At 70.7% G+C, this 18,874-nt stretch carries 17 protein-coding genes; 16 read left to right on the forward strand and 1 reads right to left on the reverse strand.

Features of this window, described 5'->3' with window-relative positions:
• The first annotated feature begins 63 nt into the window (after positions 1-63).
• A complete protein-coding gene (locus HP445_RS08070) occupies positions 64-1,389 on the forward strand; it encodes a phosphotransferase (protein WP_217499766.1) in 1,326 nt (441 codons plus the stop codon).
• A 75-nt stretch (positions 1,390-1,464) separates the two neighbouring features.
• On the opposite strand, the gene HP445_RS08075 is transcribed toward HP445_RS08070, so the two are convergent.
• Entirely contained in the window at positions 1,465-1,815 is a 351-nt protein-coding gene (locus tag HP445_RS08075) for a DUF1844 domain-containing protein (RefSeq protein WP_027466553.1), read from the reverse strand.
• Between the two features lie 314 nt (positions 1,816-2,129).
• Between HP445_RS08075 and infC the strand changes: the two genes are divergently transcribed.
• The 15 genes from infC (at position 2,130) to tyrS (ending at position 18,341) form a co-directional block, all read left to right on the forward strand.
• Positions 2,130-2,804, forward strand: coding sequence for a translation initiation factor IF-3 (gene infC / locus HP445_RS08080; protein ID WP_081827403.1), 675 nt, complete (start codon positions 2,130-2,132; stop codon positions 2,802-2,804).
• A gap of 60 nt (positions 2,805-2,864) precedes the next feature.
• Positions 2,865-3,059 (forward strand): 50S ribosomal protein L35, encoded by a 195-nt coding sequence (gene rpmI, locus HP445_RS08085; protein WP_017887976.1) that lies wholly within the window; start codon positions 2,865-2,867, stop codon positions 3,057-3,059.
• Between the two features lie 27 nt (positions 3,060-3,086).
• Positions 3,087-3,470 carry a 50S ribosomal protein L20 gene (gene rplT, locus HP445_RS08090; protein ID WP_017887975.1) on the forward strand — a complete coding sequence of 128 codons (384 nt, stop codon included), beginning with the start codon at positions 3,087-3,089 and terminating at the stop codon, positions 3,468-3,470.
• A gap of 65 nt (positions 3,471-3,535) precedes the next feature.
• Positions 3,536-4,387, forward strand: a complete 852-nt coding sequence (locus HP445_RS08095) for a TrmH family RNA methyltransferase (protein ID WP_128780597.1) — start codon at positions 3,536-3,538, stop codon at positions 4,385-4,387.
• Between the two features lie 96 nt (positions 4,388-4,483).
• Positions 4,484-5,524 carry a phenylalanine--tRNA ligase subunit alpha gene (gene pheS, locus HP445_RS08100; RefSeq protein ID WP_071405145.1) on the forward strand — a complete coding sequence of 347 codons (1,041 nt, stop codon included), beginning with the start codon at positions 4,484-4,486 and terminating at the stop codon, positions 5,522-5,524.
• Positions 5,524-8,016, forward strand: a complete 2,493-nt coding sequence (gene pheT, locus HP445_RS08105) for a phenylalanine--tRNA ligase subunit beta (RefSeq protein WP_128780598.1) — start codon at positions 5,524-5,526, stop codon at positions 8,014-8,016. The genes pheS and pheT overlap by 1 nt, the downstream gene beginning before the upstream one ends.
• 77 nt (positions 8,017-8,093) lie before the next feature.
• Positions 8,094-9,191, forward strand: a complete 1,098-nt coding sequence (locus tag HP445_RS08110; protein WP_111025015.1) for an N-acetyl-gamma-glutamyl-phosphate reductase — start codon at positions 8,094-8,096, stop codon at positions 9,189-9,191.
• The gene (argJ, locus tag HP445_RS08115; protein ID WP_071405142.1) at positions 9,188-10,387 is read left to right on the forward strand and encodes a bifunctional glutamate N-acetyltransferase/amino-acid acetyltransferase ArgJ; all 1,200 of its coding nucleotides are present in this window, start codon (positions 9,188-9,190) and stop codon (positions 10,385-10,387) included. Before HP445_RS08110 ends, argJ begins: the two co-directional genes overlap by 4 nt.
• Complete coding sequence (argB, locus tag HP445_RS08120) at positions 10,387-11,439, forward strand: acetylglutamate kinase (protein WP_111025017.1); 1,053 nt, start codon at positions 10,387-10,389, stop codon at positions 11,437-11,439. The genes argJ and argB overlap by 1 nt, the downstream gene beginning before the upstream one ends.
• Positions 11,436-12,659 (forward strand): acetylornithine transaminase, encoded by a 1,224-nt coding sequence (locus HP445_RS08125; RefSeq protein WP_110865443.1) that lies wholly within the window; start codon positions 11,436-11,438, stop codon positions 12,657-12,659. The genes argB and HP445_RS08125 overlap by 4 nt, the downstream gene beginning before the upstream one ends.
• Positions 12,656-13,579 (forward strand): ornithine carbamoyltransferase, encoded by a 924-nt coding sequence (gene argF / locus HP445_RS08130; protein WP_128780599.1) that lies wholly within the window; start codon positions 12,656-12,658, stop codon positions 13,577-13,579. Before HP445_RS08125 ends, argF begins: the two co-directional genes overlap by 4 nt.
• 18 nt (positions 13,580-13,597) lie before the next feature.
• Positions 13,598-14,794: an argininosuccinate synthase gene (locus tag HP445_RS08135; protein ID WP_110865445.1), complete on the forward strand. Its 1,197-nt coding sequence runs from the start codon at positions 13,598-13,600 to the stop codon at positions 14,792-14,794.
• Between the two features lie 38 nt (positions 14,795-14,832).
• Positions 14,833-16,269 carry an argininosuccinate lyase gene (argH, locus tag HP445_RS08140; protein WP_128780600.1) on the forward strand — a complete coding sequence of 479 codons (1,437 nt, stop codon included), beginning with the start codon at positions 14,833-14,835 and terminating at the stop codon, positions 16,267-16,269.
• Entirely contained in the window at positions 16,266-16,964 is a 699-nt protein-coding gene (locus HP445_RS08145) for a DNA-3-methyladenine glycosylase (RefSeq protein ID WP_128780601.1), read from the forward strand. The genes argH and HP445_RS08145 overlap by 4 nt, the downstream gene beginning before the upstream one ends.
• A 63-nt stretch (positions 16,965-17,027) precedes the next feature.
• Positions 17,028-18,341, forward strand: coding sequence for a tyrosine--tRNA ligase (gene tyrS, locus HP445_RS08150; RefSeq protein WP_111032412.1), 1,314 nt, complete (start codon positions 17,028-17,030; stop codon positions 18,339-18,341).
• Positions 18,342-18,874 lie beyond the last annotated feature (533 nt).

The raw sequence follows: 18,874 nt of genomic DNA on the forward strand, positions 1-18,874 counted from the left end.
TGCCCGGCCCGTCCTGTGGGGGACTCGGCACCTCGCCAGGCCCCGGCGCGTAGGTTCCGCTGCATGAGCGACGGAGCACCCAGCGCCCCCGACACCCGCGCAGACACGAGCGCAGACACCCGCGCAGACGCCAGCGCCCCCGACACCAGCACGCCGAGCGACCGGGACCTCGAGTCCTGGATCGCCGACCGCCGCTGGTACGCCTCGAAGGGGTCCGTGCCACGCCTCCGGACGATCTCCTCCGACGACGGGACCCGGCTGGTGCTCGACGAGGCCCCCGCGGTCCCCGTCCTCTACCAGTCACCGATCACCAGCGACCCCGACGGCGCGATCGTCGACGCCACCACCGACCTCGCGTGGGTGTCGGCGCTCGCCGCACGCATCGACGCGGCACCGGACAGCCTCAGCCCGATCGGCCGGGTCACCGCCGCCCGCGTCCTGACGGGTGAGCAGTCCAACACGTCGGTCATCTGCGACACCGAGTCCGGCGACCGCGTCATCGTCAAGGTCTTCCGCGTGCTGCACCACGGCGACAACCCCGACGTGACCACGCAGCTCGCCCTCACGGCAGCGGGCAGCACGCGCGTGCCGCGGGTCTACGGCGCCCTCCGCGCCGACTGGCCCGACGTCGGACGCCCGGACGGCACGGCGACGGGGCACCTCGCCTTCGCCCAGGAGTTCCTCCCCGGGCTCGACGACGCCTGGCGCGTCGCCCTGCAGGAGGCGCAGGCCGGCACCCCGTTCGGTGACCGCGCCGAGCAGCTCGGCACCGCGCTCGCCGACGTGCACCGCACCCTCGCCGGAGCGCTGCCGACGGAACCGGCAGACGCTCCCCGACGGGACGCCGCCGTCGCGACGATGCACGCCCGACTCGACACCGCCGCCCGCGAGGCCCCGGCCGTCGCCGACCACGTGGACGCCATCCGCGCGGTCTACGCCCGTGCCGCCGACGCGACGTGGCCGGACCTGCAACGCATCCACGGTGACCTGCACCTCGGACAGGTCCTGTCGGCACCGGACCCCCGCGGGTGGGTCTTCCTGGACTTCGAGGGTGAACCCCTCCGCCCCCTCGACGAACGCTCGCTGCCGGACGTCACCCTGCGCGACGTCGCGGGCATGCTCCGCTCGTTCGACTACGTCGCGGGCGCGCTGGCGCACGATGCCGAACCGGTCGACGCGGCCTCGTGGGCAGCCGAGGCGCGAGCCCGCTTCCTCGAGGGCTACCAGCGGGGCACCGGCGCGGACCTCGCCGCCCACAGTGCACTGCTCGACGCCTTCGAGCTCGACAAGGCGGTCTACGAGGTCGTCTACGAGACCCGCAACCGACCCGACTGGGTCGGGATCCCGCTCGCGGCCGTCGCGCGCCTGGTCGGCGACAGCGGGTCCTGACCGCGACCCACGAACGGACGGGAGGGCCGTGGCGACACCGCCACGGGCCTCCCGTCCGTCACCGGGTGACGTCGTCTAGTTGACGGGACCCGTGTACTTCTCGCCCGGTCCGGCACCGATCGGGTCCGGGATCGCCGACGCCTCGCGGAAGGCGAGCTGCAGCGAACGCAGCCCGTCGCGGAGCGGACGGGCGTGGTGGTCGCCGATCTCGGTCGCGGCTGCGGTGACCAGGCCGGCCAGCGCGGTGATGAGCTTCCGCGCCTCGTCCAGGTCGGTCTGCTCCTGCGGGTCGTCTGCCAGGCCCACCTTCACGGCCGCGGCACTGAGCAGGTGCACCGCAACGGTGTTGATGAGTTCGACCGCCGGCACCTCCGCGATGTCCCTGGCGGCGTCGATGCCGGTGTCGTCGATCGGGGTGTCGCTCACGGTGCTCCTCTGCTAGGCTTGCTCGCGGCAGATGCTGTCCGTGTGCCGTCAGTTCCCTTGACATCAGTTCTCCTGAGATCAAGGTCCTCGACAACACCCGGACGGTGTCACGAAAGAGGAGTCTCTCCCACCCGCGGCCGCGTTCCACCAGGCTACCGGGTCACCACCGCTCCGCGAGTGCACGTGTTGCACCCGTCGGTCGGATCCCACGGATCCGATGCAGGGCGGCTGCCGAACGGGTCGACATCCCGTGCGTCAGATCTCCTCTCTCGTGCTGTCGTCCAGGGCAAACGCCCCGGACGGCCACCACCTGATTGAAGGAGCTCCGCATCACCGATCCCCGTACCAACGACCGAATCCGCGTTCCCGAAGTCCGACTCGTCGGTCCGCAGGGTGAGCAGGTCGGCGTTGTCCCGATCGCCATGGCACTGCGTCTCGCGCAGGAAGCCGAACTGGATCTGGTCGAGGTCGCGCCGAACTCGAAGCCGCCCGTGGCCAAGATCATGGACTACGGCAAGTTCAAGTACGAAGCCGCTCAGAAGGCCAAGGAAGCCCGTCGTAACCAGGTGAACACGGACCTGAAAGAGGTCCGTTTCCGCCTGAAGATCGACGTGCACGACTACGAGACGAAGCGCAAGCGCGCCGAGGGGTTCCTCCTCGGCGGCGACAAGGTGAAGGCGATGATCCTCTTCCGTGGCCGCGAGCAGTCGCGTCCGGAGCAGGGTGTCCGTCTCCTCCAGAAGTTCGCGGAAGAGATCGCCGAGTTCGGTGTCGTCGAGTCGCGTCCGACCCAGGACGGTCGCAACATGACGATGATCATCGCCCCGCTCAAGAACAAGTCCGACGTCAAGGGCGAGCAGAACGCCAAGCGTGCTGCACAGAAGGCCGAGCGTCGTGCCACCGAGCACGCCGCGAAGGGCAAGGACGAGGCCGAGGCCGGTTCCACGTCCGAGGCAGCTGCGGAATCCACGGACGCCGCGGCCGAATAGGTCCCCGGACCGAACCCGCAACGACGCGGCCCCCCATCCATCCCACGGAAAGGCACCACCATGCCCAAGCAGAAGACCCACTCCGGGTCGAAGAAGCGCTTCAAGGTCACCGGCACCGGCAAGATCATGAAGCAGCAGGCCGGTATGCGTCACAACCTCGAGGTCAAGAGCTCCAAGCGCAAGGCCCGCCTGAACGAGGACCAGGTCCTCTCCAAGGGTGACGCGAAGAACGTCAAGAAGCTCCTCGGCCACTGAGCCCCCGGATCGTAAAGGAATAGTGCAATGGCACGAGTAAAGAGAGCGGTCAACGCCGCCAAGAAGCGCCGCGTCATCCTCGAACGCGCCGAGGGCTACCGCGGCCAGCGTTCGCGCCTGTACCGCAAGGCCAAGGAGCAGGTCACCCACTCCCTCGTCTACGCGTACCGCGACCGTCACGCGAAGAAGGGCGAGTTCCGTCGCCTCTGGATCCAGCGCATCAACGCTGCGTCCCGTGCGAACGGCCTGACCTACAACCGCCTCATCCAGGGTCTCAACCTGGCCGGCGTCGAGGTCGACCGTCGCATCCTCGCCGACCTCGCGGTGAACAACCCCGAGACCTTCACCGCGCTCGTCGAGACCGCGAAGAAGGCCCTCCCGGCCGACACCTCGGCCCCGAAGGCTGCGTAGTCAGTTCTTCTGCTCGCGAAACCCCCGCCGCACGGCGGGGGTTTCGTCGTTCCTAGACTTGGGTCGTGAGCGATCTCCTCGAGAACCCCCGTGCCGGACGCGTGAAGGCCGTTGCGGCCCTGGCCAAGAAGGACGTCCGGGCCGAGACCGGCCTGTTCCTGCTGGAAGGGCCCCAAGCGGTCCGCGAAGCCCTGGAGTACGCCCCGGAGCTCCTGCGCGAGCTCTACGTGACCCCGACCGCCGCAGCCCGCTACGGGCTGGACGACGCGCCGGTGGACACCTGGTTCGTGACCGAGCAAGTGCTCGACGCCATGGCCGACACGGTCACCCCGCAGGGCGTGGTGGCGGTGTGCCAGCAGTTCCCGACGTCGGTGAAGGACGTCTTCCCGGACCGCGCTGCGGCCGCCGCCGACCGGGAGGCCCGTGATGCGTCCGACGAGCAGGCCGCGTTGCCCGGACTGGTCGCCATCCTCGAAGAGGTGCGGGACCCGGGGAACGCCGGCACGATCATCCGGGCCGCCGACGCGGCCGGCGCCGACGCGGTGGTGCTGACCGGACGCTCGGTCGACCCGTACAACCCGAAGGTCGTCCGGTCGACGACCGGGTCCCTGTTCCACGTCCCGGTGTCCGTCGGCGTGACCCTGGCCGACACGATCGAGCGGGCGAAGGCCCTCGGCTACACGGTGCTCGCGGCGGACGTCTCCGGCGACGACCTGCCGGTGGTCCGCGCTGAGGGGATGCTCGACGGTCCGACCGCGTGGGTCTTCGGCAACGAGGCCCGCGGACTCACCGGCGACGACCTGGCGCTCGTCGACCGGGCCGTCAAGGTGCCGATCTACGGGCAGGCGGAGTCGATGAACCTCGCCACGGCCGCGTCGGTGTGCCTGTACGAGTCGGCCTTCGCGCTCCGGAGCTGACGCTCCTCCCTCCCCAGGCCGGTCGTCGGCATCGGTCATCCACCGTCCGCTCGGTGCAGGTGGGTGGTATCCCGACGGCCGGTAGGCTTGGGTCTCGTGTCAGAACCTCTCGAGATCAGCGAATCGGCCGTCGCCGACGCGGTGGACGCGGCCCTCGCCGCCGTCCGTGCCACGACGACGGTCGCCGAACTGAAGCAGGCCAGGGCCGAGCACACCGGTGAGCAGTCACCGTTGGCGCGGATGAACGCATCGATGCGCAGTGTGCCGCCGGAGCAGAAGGCCGCGGCGGGCAAGCTCGTCGGGCAGGCCCGTGGGCGGGTGAACGCGGCGATCGCCGAGCAGGAATCCGTCCTCGCGGTGGCCGAGGAACACGCACGGCTCGAAGCCGAGCGCGTCGACGTCACCGCGTTGCCGGTCCACCGCGCCACCGGCTCCCGCCACCCGCTCTCGCTGCTGAACGAAGCCGTCGCCGACATCTTCGTCGGCATGGGGTGGGAAGTGGCAGAAGGCCCCGAGCTCGAGCACGAGTGGTTCAACTTCGACGCCCTGAACTTCGACCAGGACCACCCGGCCCGGGCCATGGCGGACACGATCTTCGTCGAGCCCGTCGACCGGCACCTGGTCATGCGCACCCACACCTCGCCGGTGCAGGTGCGGTCGCTGCTGTCGCGTGACCTCCCGCTGTACGTCATCGCGCCGGGTCGCGTCTACCGTGCCGACGAGCTCGACGCCACGCACCTGCCGGTCTTCACCCAGGTCGAGGGCATCGCGATCGACAAGGGCCTGACGATGGCGCACCTGCGCGGCACGCTCGAGCACTTCGCCCGGCAGATGTTCGGCGCCGAGGCGCAGATCCGGCTCCGCCCGAACTACTTCCCGTTCACCGAGCCCAGCGCCGAGATGGACGTCTGGCAGCCGAACGCCAAGGGTGGCGCGCGGTGGGTCGAGTGGGGTGGCTGCGGCATGGTGAACCCCAACGTCCTGCGTGCCGCCGGCATCGACCCGGACGAGTACCAGGGCTTCGCGTTCGGCATGGGCATCGAGCGGACTCTGCAGTTCCGCAACGGCCTGAACGACATGCGTGACTTCCTCGAGGGCGACATCCGCTTCTCGCAGCAGTTCGGAACGGTGGTCTGATGCGCGTCCCACTCCGTTGGCTCGGTGAGTCCGTCGACCTCCCCGAGGACGTCACCCTCGAGCACGTCCACGCGGCGCTCGTGTCGGTCGGCTTCGAGGAAGAGGACGTCCACACCTTCGACCTGACCGGTCCCATCGTGGTCGGTCGGGTCCTCGAGCGCGTCCCCGAGCCGCAGAAGAACGGCAAGACCATCAACTGGTGCCAGGTGGACGTCGGCGAAGCCGAGCCCCGCGGCATCGTCTGCGGCGCGCACAACTTCGACGTCGGCGACCTCGTCGTCGTCACGCTGCCCGGCGCTGTCCTGCCCGGGCCGTTCCCGATCGCCGCCCGCAAGACCTACGGGCACGTGTCCGACGGCATGATCGCCTCGGCCCGCGAGCTCGGGCTGGGCGACGAGCACGACGGCATCCTGCGCTTCGCCGACCTCGGCATGGACCCCACCGTCGGTGCCGACGCCATCGCGCTCCTCGGCCTCGATGACGCCGCGGTCGAGATCAACGTCACGCCGGACCGCGGCTACGTCCTCAGCATGCGCGGGGTCGCCCGTGAGTACGCGCACGCCACCGGAGCCAGCTTCCACGACCCCGTCGACCGCGTCGCGCCGCGTGCGGCCGAGGGGTTCCGGGTCACGATCGACGACCAGGCCCCGGTGCGGGGTCGGGTCGGAGCGTCGACGTTCGTCACCCGCGTCGTCCGCGGGATCGACCCGGCCGCGAAGACACCGTCCTGGATGGTGTCGCGTCTGTCGCTGGCCGGGGTGCGCTCGATCTCCCTGCCCGTCGACATCACGAACTACGTCATGTTCGAGCTCGGCCAGCCGCTGCACGGCTACGACCTGCAGACCGTCGCGGGCGGCCTCGGCGTGCGTCGGGCGACCGCTGGCGAGACCCTCGAGACCCTCGACGGCACGGTCCGGAAGCTCGACCCCGAAGACCTCGTCATCACCGACGACGACGGTCCCGTCGGCCTCGCCGGCGTCATGGGCGGAGCCCGCACCGAGATCTCGGCGAGCACCACCGACGTCCTGATCGAGGCCGCCGGGTTCGACCAGGTCTCCATCGCCCGCACCGCTCGTCGCCACAAGCTCCCCAGCGAGGCATCCCGTCGCTTCGAGCGCGGGGTCGACCCGCAGGTGGCCGAGGCCGCGGCGAACCGTGCCGTCGAGCTCCTCGTCGAGCTCGCCGGCGGCACCGCTGACGCCCTCGGGTCGACGCTCGTCGACACCGACCCGCGGGCGACCGTGACGATGCGGCTCTCGCGTCCGTCCGAGCTCGTCGGCGTCGACTACACGGACGCCGAGGTCATCGACACGCTCCGTGCGATCGGTGCCACGGTCGAGACCGACGGTGAGCAGCTCGCGGTCACTCCGCCCACCTGGCGTCCCGACCTGACCGACGACACCACCCTCGTCGAAGAGGTCGCGCGCATCGTCGGCTACGACCGGATCCCGAGCGTGCTGCCGGTCGCGCCGCCCGGCCGGGGCCTGACCCGGCACCAGCAGGCTCGTCGTCGGGTCGCCTCGGCGCTGGCCGCGGCGGGCCTGACCGAGGTCGTCACGGCACCGTTCGTGTCAGTCGCCACGCAGGACGCCTACCCGGGGATCGACCCGCAGGGCGGACCGAGCGTCGTGCTCGCGAACGCCCTGGACAGCGAGCAGAACCTCCTGCGCCGGAGCGGCGTCCCGGCCCTGGTCGACGCCGCCCGTCGCAACGTGTCGCGCGGGCTCGTCGACGTCGCCCTCTACGAGACGTCCCGGGTGTTCCTGCCGGTGACGGGCGTGACGCTCGGCACCGACGAGGTCCCGGCGGGCGCCGCCCGGCCCGACCGTGCGACGCTCGAGGCGCTGGACGCCTCGCTGCCCGCCCAGCCCTTCCACGTCGCCGCACTGCTCACCGGCCACCGGGTCGTCAAGCAGCCCGGCACCACGGCAGAACCGTTCGGCATCGCCGACGCGATCGACGCTGCCCGTCAGGTCGCCTGGGCCGTCGGTGTGGAACTCACCGTCGCGCAGACGACCCACCCGTCCCTGCACCCGGGCCGGGCCGCGTCGCTGCTCGTCGACGGCACGGTCGTGGGCGTCGCCGGTGAGCTCCTGCCCGAACTGGCCGAGGCCGCCGTCCTGCCCCGGGTGGTGGCGGTCGTCGAGCTCGACCTCGACGCGCTGGTCGCCGCTGCCCCGGAACTCGTCGCGGTCGCGCCGATCGTCTCCTACCCGGCGGCCACGCAGGACCTCTCGCTCGTCGTCGACGCCGGTGTGCCGGCCGGTGACGTGCTGGATGCGGTGCGCTCTGGCGCCGGAGACCTGTTGGAGTATGCTCGGCTCGTGGATGACTACCGGGGCTCCGGCGTGGACGAGGGACAGAAGTCCCTGACGTTCGCCCTGCGCTTCCGTGCCACGGACCGCACGCTGACCGCTGCCGAGGCCACCGAGGCCCGTGACGGCGCTGTCCGACGTGCCGGCGAGCGATTCGGGGCGACCCTGCGCGACTGACCCACACGGGATCAGCACCGCCCGGGGTCGCCGCCTCCGACTCTCTCGACGACCAGTCCGACCAAAGGTGGAATCCCATGTCCGTATCCGTCGCCGTGGCGGGAGCCTCCGGCTACGCGGGTGGTGAGCTCCTGCGCGTGCTCTCCGCCCACCCCGAGTTCGAGGTCAGGACGGTGACGGCGTTCTCGAACGCCGGACAGCCCCTGATCGCGACGCAGCCGCACCTCCGTTCCCTGTCGCACCTGACGCTGGCGGAGACGACGGCCGAGACGCTGCGCGGGCACGACGTCGTGTTCCTGGCGCTGCCGCACGGGCAGTCGGGAGCGATCACCGCGGAACTCGGCGACGACGCGCTCGTCATCGACTGCGGCGCGGACCACCGGCTGACGGACCCGGCGGCGTGGGAGCGGTTCTACGGCGGTGACTACTTCGGCGCGTGGACGTACGGTCTGCCCGAGCTCCTGCTCGCGGCGCCCACCCCGGGTTCGGCCGATGAATGGCGCGAGGTCGACGACATCGCATCGCAGGGCAAGCAGCGTTCCGCCCTGGTCGGCACGAAGCGCATCGCGGTCCCCGGCTGCAACGTCACCGCGGTGACGCTCGGCATCCAGCCGGGCATCCAGGCCGGCCTCGTCGAGTCCGACGACCTCGTCGCGGTGCTCAGCGTCGGCCCGAGTGGTGCCGGCAAGAAGCTGGCCACCACCTACCTGGCCTCCGAGATCATGGGGTCCGCCAGCGCCTACGCCGTCGGTGGCTCGCACCGGCACGTCCCCGAGATCCAGCAGAACCTGCAGGTCGCGGGGGCGGCCGACGTGACGATCTCGTTCACGCCGGTCCTGGTCCCGATGTCGCGGGGGATCCTGGCGACCACCACCGCGAAGCTCTCGCCCGGCGTCAGCGCACGCGACGTCCGGCTCGCCTGGGAGCAGGCGTACGCCGACGAGCCCTTCGTCCACCTGCTGCCCGAGGGCGAGTTCCCCCGGGTCGCGGACACGATCGGTGCGAACACCGCGCTCGTCGGCATCGCCGTCGACGAGGCCGCCGGTCGCGTCGTCGCGGTGACCGCGCTCGACAACCTCGCCAAGGGCACGGCCGGCGCCGCCGTCCAGTCGGCGAACATCGCCCTCGGTCTCCCCGAGACCACGGGCCTCAGCGTGGACGGAGTCGCACCGTGACCGACGCAGGCACGACCACCCAGACCGAGCCGGGCCTCCAGGGCGTCACCGCGGCAGCGGGCTTCCGCGCCGCCGGTGTCACCGCAGGCCTCAAGACGAGCGGCAAGCCGGACGTGGCCCTCGTCGTCAACGACGGCCCCGACGCGGCCGTGGCCGCCGTCTTCACCAGCAACCGGGCCCAGGCGCATCCCGTGATCTGGTCCCGCCAGGTCGTCGGTGACGGCGTCGCGCGTGCCGTCGTCCTGAACTCCGGCGGCGCGAACTGCTTCACCGGCCCGTTCGGCTTCCAGACCACGCACCTGACGGCCGAGGCCGTGGGCGACGCCCTCGGGATCGGAGCCGGCGACGTCGTCGTCTGCTCCACCGGGCTCATCGGTGTGGGCGACCAGACCTTCCGCGACAACGTGCTCCGTGGCGTCGACCTGGCGAGCACTGCACTCAGCAGCGACGGCGGTCCCGATGCGGCGACCGCGATCATGACGACGGACACGAAGGCCAAGCAGTCCGTCGTGACCGAGGACGGCTGGACCGTCGGCGGCATGGCCAAGGGTGCCGGGATGCTCGCCCCGGGCCTCGCGACGATGCTCGTCGTCATCACGACCGACGCCGTGCAGACGCCGGACCAGCTCGACCAGGCGCTCCGTGCCGCCACCCGCATCACGTTCGACCGAGTCGACTCCGACGGCTGCATGTCCACGAACGACACCGTCGTGCTGCTGTCGTCGGGTGCGAGCGGGGTGACGCCCGAGGTCGGTGACTTCCAGGAAGCCCTGACCGCGGTCTGCGCCGATCTGGCCCGCCAGCTGCAGCAGGACGCCGAGGGTGCGAGCCACGACATCGCGATCGAGGTCGTGCACGCCGCGACGGAGGACGACGCCGTGACCGTCGGCCGGAGCGTCGCCCGGAACAACCTGTTCAAGGCGGCCGTCTTCGGCAACGACCCGAACTGGGGCCGGGTGCTCGCGGCGATCGGCACCACCGACGCCGAGTTCGACCCGTACGCGGTGGACGTCAGCATGAACGGCGTCCGGGTCTGCCACGCGGGCGCACCCGACGAGCCGAGCGACTCCGTCGACCTGACCCCTCGTGACACCCACGTGCGCATCGACCTCGGTGTCGGCACGCACTCGGCCACGATCCTGACCAACGACCTCACGCACGACTACGTGCACGAGAACAGCGCGTACTCCAGCTGATGGCGGCGGACACGAACGGGGCCGGTACGCCCCTCACGAAGGAAGAAGAACACGAGTTCGCCGCGGTCAAGGCCGCGACGCTCATCGAGTCGCTGCCCTGGCTGAAGCGCTTCTCGGGCAAGGTCGTCGTGGTCAAGTTCGGCGGCAACGCCATGGTGAACGAGGACCTGAAGCGCGCCTTCGCCGAGGACATGGTCTACCTGCGCTACGCCGGTCTGCACCCCGTCGTCGTGCACGGCGGGGGGCCGCAGATCTCCGCCGCCCTCAAGGAACAGGGCATCGAGTCCGAGTTCCGCGGCGGCTACCGCGTCACGACGACCGAGGCGATCACCGTCGTCCGCGACGTCCTGGCCGGCGAGGTCAACCGCGAGATCGTCGACTTGATGAACGAACACGGCGAGGGCCTGGCCGTCGGCGTGTTCGGCGACGGCGGCTCGTTGTTCACCGGCGAGAAGAAGGGCGTCGTCGTCGACGGGCAGGAGTACGACCTCGGCCACGTCGGGGACATCACCCACGTCGACCCGTCGGGTGTGCTCGCCGCGATCGAGGCCGGCCGGATCCCGGTCGTCTCGAGCATCGCGATCGACGACGCGCACCCCGACCAGGCACTCAACGTGAACGCGGACGCTGCGGCGGGTGCCCTGGCGATCGCGCTCCGCGCCTCGAAGCTCATGATGCTCACCGACGTCCCCGGGCTGTACCGCCACTGGCCCGACCGGGACTCGATCGTCGACCTCATCGCGGTCGACGAGCTCCGCGAACTCCTGCCGAGCCTCGAGTCGGGGATGATCCCGAAGATGACCGCGTGCCTCGACGCCGTGGTCGGCGGGGTCGGCGGTGCGACGATCATCGACGGCCGGATCCCGCACTCGATCCTGCTCGAGGTCTTCACCCTGCGGGGTGCGGGCACCGAGGTGATCCCGGACCCGAGCCGACGAACCGAGAACCAGATGACCCACGCCGAGATCGGCCGTCGCGTGGCGTCGCCGTCGATCGACAGCAGTACCGGCCAGCACGTGGCGGGTACGGACGAGAAGGGACACCAGCAGTGAGCACCGAGACGCAGACCGAGACCTGGAACGACCGGTTCGGGGCGTCGCTCATGCGATCCCTGACCCCGCCCAAGATCATGCTCGAGCGTGGCCAGGGTTGCCGCGTCTGGGACGTCGACGGCAACGAGTACCTCGACTTCCTCGCCGGCATCGCGGTGAACTCGCTCGGCCACGCGCACCCCGCCCTGGTGGAGGCGATCGCCGACCAGGCCGCGAAGCTCGTGCACGTGTCGAACTACTTCGCCACCCCGCCGCAGCTCGAACTCGCCGAGCGGCTGAAGCGCATCACCGGTGCGGGCGACGCTGGCCGTGTCTACTTCGGCAACTCCGGCGCCGAGGCGAACGAGGCCGCGTTCAAGCTGGCCCGCCTCAACAAGGGTGCGGACGGCACGAAGACCCGGATCCTCGCGCTCAAGCAGGGCTTCCACGGGCGCACGATGGGTGCCCTCGCGCTCACCGGCAAGCCTGCGCTGCAGCAGGACTTCCTGCCGATGATCCCCGGCGTCGAGCACATCGACACCTCGATCGAGGCGCTCGAAGCGTCGATCGACGACTCCGTCGCCGCCCTGATCCTCGAACCCATCAAGGGCGAGGCCGGCGTGGTCGACCTGCCCGAGGGCTTCCTGCTGGCGGCACGCCGACTGACCGCGGAGCACGGCGCACTGCTGATCCTCGACGAGATCCAGACGGGTGTCGGCCGGACCGGCAACTGGTTCGCGTTCCAGGGCCACGGGGTGACGCCGGACGCCATCACCGTCGCGAAGGGCATCGCCGGGGGCTTCCCCATCGGCGCCCTCGTCACGTTCGGCTGGGCGTCCGACCTGTTCTCGGCCGGCCAGCACGGGTCGACCTTCGGCGGCAACCCGCTCGGCACCCGCGTCGCCAACGCGGTGCTCGAGGAGATCGAGCGTGCGGAGCTCGTCGCCGGCGCAGTGGTCAAGGGCGAGCGGATCCGTGACGGCATCCGCGCCATCGGTTCCCCGCTGGTGGAAGAGGTCCGTGGCACCGGCCTGCTCATCGGCGTCGGTCTGACCGGTCCGATCGGCCCGGCCGTCAACGCAGCCGCCCTCGAGCGCGGCCTCATCATCAACGCCCCCAACGAGTCGAGCCTGCGCATCGCGCCGCCGCTCATCGTGTCCGATGCCGAGATCGACGAGTTCCTGTCGATCCTCGCCCAGAGCCTCGCGGCCGTCGCCGCAGCGCAGGAGCCCACCGCATGACCCGCCACTTCCTCCGCGACGACGACCTGAGCCAGGCCGAGCAGTCCGCGATCCTCGACATCGCCGACCGCATGAAGGCCGACCGCTGGGCGGAGAAGCCGCTGGCCGGTCCGCAGAGCGTCGCGGTGATCTTCGACAAGTCGTCGACCCGTACCCGGGTGTCCTTCCACGTCGGCATCTCCGACCTCGGCGGCAGCCCGCTGATCATCTCGACGGCGAACAGCCAGCTCGGCGGCAAGGAGACCCCGTCGGACACGGCCCGCGTGCTCGAGCGCATGGTGTCGGCGATCGTGTGGCGCACCTACGGTCAGGCCGGGCTCGAGGAGATGGCCGCCGGCACGACGGTCCCCGTCGTCAACGCGCTGTCCGACGACTTCCACCCCTGCCAGCTCCTCGCCGACCTGCTCACCATCCGTGAGCACCGCGGCGCCCTCGCCGGGCAGACCGTGGCGTTCATCGGCGACGGTGCGAGCAACATGGCGCAGTCGTACCTGCTCGCCGGGGCGACAGCGGGCATGCACGTCCGCGTCGCCGCCCCCGCCGAGTTCTCCCCGTCGGCGCAGGTCGTCACCGACGCCGAGGAACGCGCCGCCGTGACGGGCGGCTCCGTCCTCGTGGTGACCGACCCGGTTGCCGCGGTCGCTGGTGCCGACGTGGTCGTCACCGACACCTGGGTGTCGATGGGCAAGGAGTCCGAGAAGCAGTCGCGCCTCGACACCTTCGCGGGGTACCGCGTCGACGACGCGCTCATGGCGTACGCCGCCGACGACGCCGTCTTCATGCACTGCCTGCCGGCCGACCGGGGGTTCGAAGTGACCGCCGACGTCATCGACGGCCCGCGCAGCATCATCTGGGACGAGGCGGAGAACCGTCTGCACGCCCAGAAGGCGCTGCTGGCCTGGCTGCTCGCCAACGACTAGCCGACGGATCGGACACCAGTGGCTGACCGCGTCGTCCTCGCGTACTCCGGCGGTCTCGACACCTCCGTCGGGATCGGCTGGCTTCGCGACGCCACCGGCAAGGACGTCGTCGCACTCGTGGTCGACGTCGGCCAGGGCGGCGAGGACCTCGAGGCGGTCCGGCAGCGTGCGCTCGACTGCGGCGCCGTCGAGTCGCTCGTCGTCGACGCCAAGGACGAGTTCGCCGACGAGTACATCGTGCCGGCGCTCCGGGCCAACGCGCTCTACCAGAAGCGGTACCCGCTCGTCTCGGCACTGAGCCGCCCACTCATCGCGAAGCACCTCGCGCTGACGGCGAAGCAACTCGGTGCCGACAGCGTCGCGCACGGCTCCACCGGCAAGGGCAACGACCAGGTCCGCTTCGAGGCAGCCGTCGCGGCGATCGCACCGGACCTGCGGACCGTCGCACCGGTGCGGGACCTCGCCCTGACCCGCGACCGCGCCATCGCCTACGCGCAGGAGCACCGGCTGCCGATCCAGCACTCGGAACGGGAGCCGTGGTCGGTCGACCAGAACGTGTGGGGCCGAGCGGTCGAGACCGGGCTCCTCGAGGACCCGTGGACCGCCCCCGCTGACGACCTCTACGCGACCACCCAGGACCCGGCGCTCCCGCAGCAGGCCGACGAGGTCACGATCACCTTCGACCGCGGTGTCCCGGTCGCCCTCGACGGGCAGCGGTTCAGCGTGCTGCGCATGGTGCAGGAGCTCAACGCGGTCGCCGGCAAGCACGGCGTCGGGCGGATCGACGTCGTCGAGGACCGGGTGGTCGGCATCAAGTCGCGCGAGGTCTACGAGGCGCCGGCCGCGATCGCGCTCATCGCCGCGCACGAGGAGCTCGAGAGCCTCACCCTCGAGCGCGACGTCGCCCGGTTCAAACGCGGCGTCGAGTCCGAGTGGGCCGACCTGGTCTACGACGGCCTGTGGTTCGGCGGACTCAAGCGCAGCCTCGACGCCTTCGTCGAGCACACCCAGCAGCACGTCTCCGGCGACGTCCGGTTGCGGCTGCAGGGCGGGCGTGCCACCGTGACGGGCCGTCGGTCGGAGCAGAGCCTCTACGACTTCGACCTGGCGACGTCCGACACCGGCGACGCGTTCGACCAGTCCGTGTCCAGGGGGTTCATCGAGCTCTGGTCACTGCCCAGCAAGATCTCCGCCCGCCGCGACGCGGCGAACTGACCAACAGCCGCACCACAGACGAAACGACGCAGGACGACATGACCGACGAGAAGACCGACGCCACCAACACCGGTGCCCTCTGGGGCGGCCGCTTCGCCGACGGCCCGAGTGCGGCCCTCGCCGCGCTCTCGAAGTCGACGCACTTCGACTGGCAGCTCGCGCCGTACGACATCGCGGGGTCCCGAGCCCACGCCCGAGCGCTGCACACCGCGGGCTACTTGACTGCCGACGAGCTCGAACGCATGCTCGCCGGCCTCGACCGGCTCGAAGCGGCGCACGTCGACGGGAGCCTGCAGCCCGACGACTCCGACGAGGACGTCCACGGCGCCCTGGAACGCCTGCTCATCGCCGACCTCGGTCCCGAGCTCGGCGGCAAGCTCCGCGCTGGTCGAAGCCGCAACGACCAGATCGCCACCCTCGGTCGCATGCACATGCTCGACCACGGGCGGCGCATCGGCCGGCTCGTGATCGACCTCGTCGACGCGATCACCCAGCAGGCGACCGAGCACCCGGCCGCGATCATGCCGGGGCGCACGCACCTGCAGCACGCGCAGCCCGTGCTCCTGGCCCACCACCTGCTCGCGCACGCCTGGCCGCTCGTCCGCGACCTCGAGCGCCTCCGCGACTGGGCCGGCCGCGCGAGCGTCAGCCCGTACGGTGCCGGTGCGCTGGCAGGGAGTTCGCTCGGCCTCGACCCCGCCGCGATCGCCGCGGAGCTCGGCTTCGACCGCCCGGCGGACAACTCGATCGACGCCACGGCCGCCCGCGACGTCGTCGCCGAGTTCGCGTTCGTCCTCGCGCAGGTCGGCATCGACGTCTCGCGTCTGTCGGAAGAGGTCATCCTCTGGAACACGAAGGAGTTCGGCTTCGTCCGGCTCCACGACGCCTTCTCGACCGGCTCGAGCATCATGCCGCAGAAGAAGAACCCGGACATCGCCGAGCTCGCCCGGGGCAAGTCCGGGCGCCTGATCGGCAACCTGACCGGGCTCCTCGCGACCCTCAAGGGGCTGCCGCTGGCCTACAACCGCGACCTGCAGGAGGACAAGGAGCCGGTCTTCGACTCCGTGGCCACGCTCGAGGTCCTGCTGCCCGCGTTCACCGGCATGATCGCGACCCTGACCTTCGACACCGACCGGATGGCCGAGCTCGCGCCGCAGGGGTTCTCGCTCGCGACGGACGTCGCCGAGTGGCTGGTCCGCCAGGGGGTCCCGTTCCGGGATGCGCACGAGGTCTCCGGCGCGCTCGTCCGGTACTGCGAGGAGCGCGGCATCGAGCTCGACGAGCCGACCGACGACGAGTACCGGTCGGTGTCCGAGCACCTCACGCCCGACGTCCGTTCCGTCCTGACCATCGAGGGCAGCGTCGCATCGCGCTCCGGCGTCGGGGGCACCGCCCCCGACCGGGTCGCCGAGCAGCTCGCGTCCGTCACCCGCCGCGTCCGCGACCTGGCCGAGGGCGCACCCTTCTCGCGATGACCGAGGGGATCGCCGCGCTGCTCGCCGAGCCCGCCCCGATCGCCGCGCCGGCCCTGCTCGGTGCGACGATCGCGGGGCGCGGCGTGGCGCTCCGCATCACCGAGGTCGAGGCCTACTCCGGCCCCACCGATCCGGGATCACACGGTCACCGGGGGATGACGGAGCGCAACCGCCACCTGTTCGGTCCGCCCGGCACGCTCTACGCCTACCGCTCGTACGGCATCCACACCTGCGTCAACGTCGTGAGCGGGCCGGCCGGCACCTCGTCGGGCTCCCTGCTGCGCGGTGCGCAGGTCGTCGAGGGACTCGACGTCGCGCGAGCTCGTCGCGGGTCGAAGGTCGCGGACGTCGCCTTGGCACGCGGGCCCGGCAACCTCGGTGGTGCGCTCGGAGCGGTCCTCGGGCAGGACGACGGCACGTCGCTCCTCGACGGGTCCGGCCCGTTCGTGCTCACCCTGGCACCCGGCCTGGAGGCCCGGCTCGCCTCCGCCGGACCGGCCCACGTGGTCGACGAGCTCCTGTCCGAGACCCTGGCCGGTCCGCCCGCGGGCGCTGCGGTCCCGCGCATCTCCCGCGGCCCGCGCACCGGCGTCGGCGGCATCGCCGGCGGGGCGCGGTACCCCTGGCGCTTCTGGCTGACGGGTGACCCCACGGTCTCGACGTACCGGCGGCACAAGGGCGCCCTCGACTCGTGAACCCGGCCACGGGCCTCCCGGCCGCCGCGCCTGCCGGACGTCCGTCGCCGCTACGATGGCGGGGTGTCCAGTGATACCGCTCAAGACGTCCTGACGCGCCAGCAGAACGACCCCGCCTTCGACTCGGTGTGGGACGAACTGCAGTGGCGCGGGCTGGTGCAGGTCTCGACCGACGAGACCGCGCTGCAAGAGGCCCTCGACGGTGAGCCGATCACGTACTACTGCGGCTTCGACCCGACCGCGCCGTCGCTGCACTGCGGCAACCTCCTGCAGCTCCTGACCATGCGACGGCTGCAGCTCGCCGGGCACAAGCCGCTCGCGTTGGTGGGTGGTTCGACCGGTCTCATCGGCGATCCGCGTCCCACGGCCGAGCGCACGCTGAACACGCCGGAGACCGTGGCGGAGTGGGTGTCCCGGCTGCAGACCCAGGTGTCCCGGTTCCTCAGTCCGGACGGCGACAACGGCGTCCGGCTGGTGAACAACCTCGACTGGACCGCCCCGTTGTCCGCGATCGACTTCCTGCGCGACGTCGGCAAGTACTTCCGCGTCAACTCGATGCTCAAGAAGGACGCGGTGGCCGCGCGCCTGAACTCCGATGCGGGGATCAGCTACACCGAGTTCAGCTACCAGATCCTGCAGGGGCTCGACTACCGCGAACTCTTCCGGCAGTACGGGTGCACGCTGCAGACCGGTGGCTCGGACCAGTGGGGCAACCTGACCTCGGGCACGGAGCTCGTCCGTCGTGCCGAAGGCGCCACGGTGCACGCTCTCGGGACCCCGCTCATCACGAACTCCGACGGGACGAAGTTCGGCAAGAGCGAGGGCAACGCGATCTGGCTCGACGCCGAGATGACCTCGCCCTACGCCATGTACCAGTTCTGGCTCAACACGACGGACGCCGACGTGATCGCCCGACTGCGGCAGTTCACGTTCCTGACGCGCGCCGAGATCGAACGACTCGAGCAGGCCGTCGCCGACGAGCCCTTCCGACGAGAGGCCCAGCGGACCCTGGCCTTCGAGGTCACCTCGATCGTGCACGGAGTGGCGGCGACCCAGGCGGCGATCGATGCCGCGGCCGCGCTGTTCGGCAACGGTGACCTCGGTGCGCTCGACCCGGAGACCCTGCGGTCGGCGATCGCCGCGCTGCCGGGGTCGGTGACGCTCGACTCCGGAGCGGACGTCGCACGAGCACTTGTGGAGACCGGACTCGTGAAGTCCCTCGGCGAGGCCCGCCGCGCGATCGACCAGGGCGGCGTCTCCGTGAACAACGTCCGGGCCGAAGACCCGGCCGCCCCGCTGTCCGACCTCGCCCTGCCCGGGGGAGTGCTCGTCCTCCGTCGTGGCAAGAAGACCCTCGCCGGAGTGACGCTCGCCTGATCCCGGTTGCTCGACCCCTGTGATGCCCGGTTCCCCTGTGGAACCGGGCATCGCTGCGTCCGGGCGACGTGTGTTGCACAACGCGACACGCCCGGGATGGGGGCTGGCTTGGCGCACTCGCTCAGGGCTGCGTATAGTTCTTACTCGTCACCCCAAAGGTGCGGCGGAGCGGCTGGAGCGAAAGCCCAGAGCACGTCGGCCCTCAAGCGGGACCATCCTCCACTGAAGTTCAGATCGGGCCTTGCGCCGGATCGCTTCGACGCCTAGGATGACAAGCCCACCGGTTCTCTCCCCTCGGGATGAGCCACTGGACCTCCGGGTCCGACGAACAACCGGTGGCAAGCCAAGAACACAAGCCTTGCGGCTGAAGCTCGAACTCGAGCCGAGGAGCAAGTGCGTCTGGTCCTTGAGAACTCAACAGCGTGCACATTGTCAATGCCAATTTATTGATTGACCTCGTGCCTGGTCGGCTTGCTGACTGGGTCATGAAGCAATTCCTTTTGGATTGAAGATTGTCAGTAGACAGTCAACAG

The organism is Curtobacterium flaccumfaciens (assembly GCF_013359815.1).
Taxonomy (GTDB): Bacteria; Actinomycetota; Actinomycetes; order Actinomycetales; family Microbacteriaceae; genus Curtobacterium; species Curtobacterium flaccumfaciens.

Bases quoted from the DNA above. Each gene is read 5' to 3' on its own strand.
- HP445_RS08110 (WP_111025015.1), top strand. From the start codon at position 8,094: ATGTCCGTATCCGTCGCCGTGGCGGGAGCCTCCGGCTACGCGGGTGGT.
- argH (WP_128780600.1), top strand. From the start codon at position 14,833: ATGACCGACGAGAAGACCGACGCCACCAACACCGGTGCCCTCTGGGGC.
- pheT (WP_128780598.1), top strand. From the start codon at position 5,524: ATGCGCGTCCCACTCCGTTGGCTCGGTGAGTCCGTCGACCTCCCCGAG.
- argF (WP_128780599.1), top strand. From the start codon at position 12,656: ATGACCCGCCACTTCCTCCGCGACGACGACCTGAGCCAGGCCGAGCAG.
- HP445_RS08070 (WP_217499766.1), top strand. From the start codon at position 64: ATGAGCGACGGAGCACCCAGCGCCCCCGACACCCGCGCAGACACGAGC.
- rpmI (WP_017887976.1), top strand. From the start codon at position 2,865: ATGCCCAAGCAGAAGACCCACTCCGGGTCGAAGAAGCGCTTCAAGGTC.
- argB (WP_111025017.1), top strand. From the start codon at position 10,387: ATGGCGGCGGACACGAACGGGGCCGGTACGCCCCTCACGAAGGAAGAA.
- HP445_RS08145 (WP_128780601.1), top strand. From the start codon at position 16,266: ATGACCGAGGGGATCGCCGCGCTGCTCGCCGAGCCCGCCCCGATCGCC.
- rplT (WP_017887975.1), top strand. From the start codon at position 3,087: ATGGCACGAGTAAAGAGAGCGGTCAACGCCGCCAAGAAGCGCCGCGTC.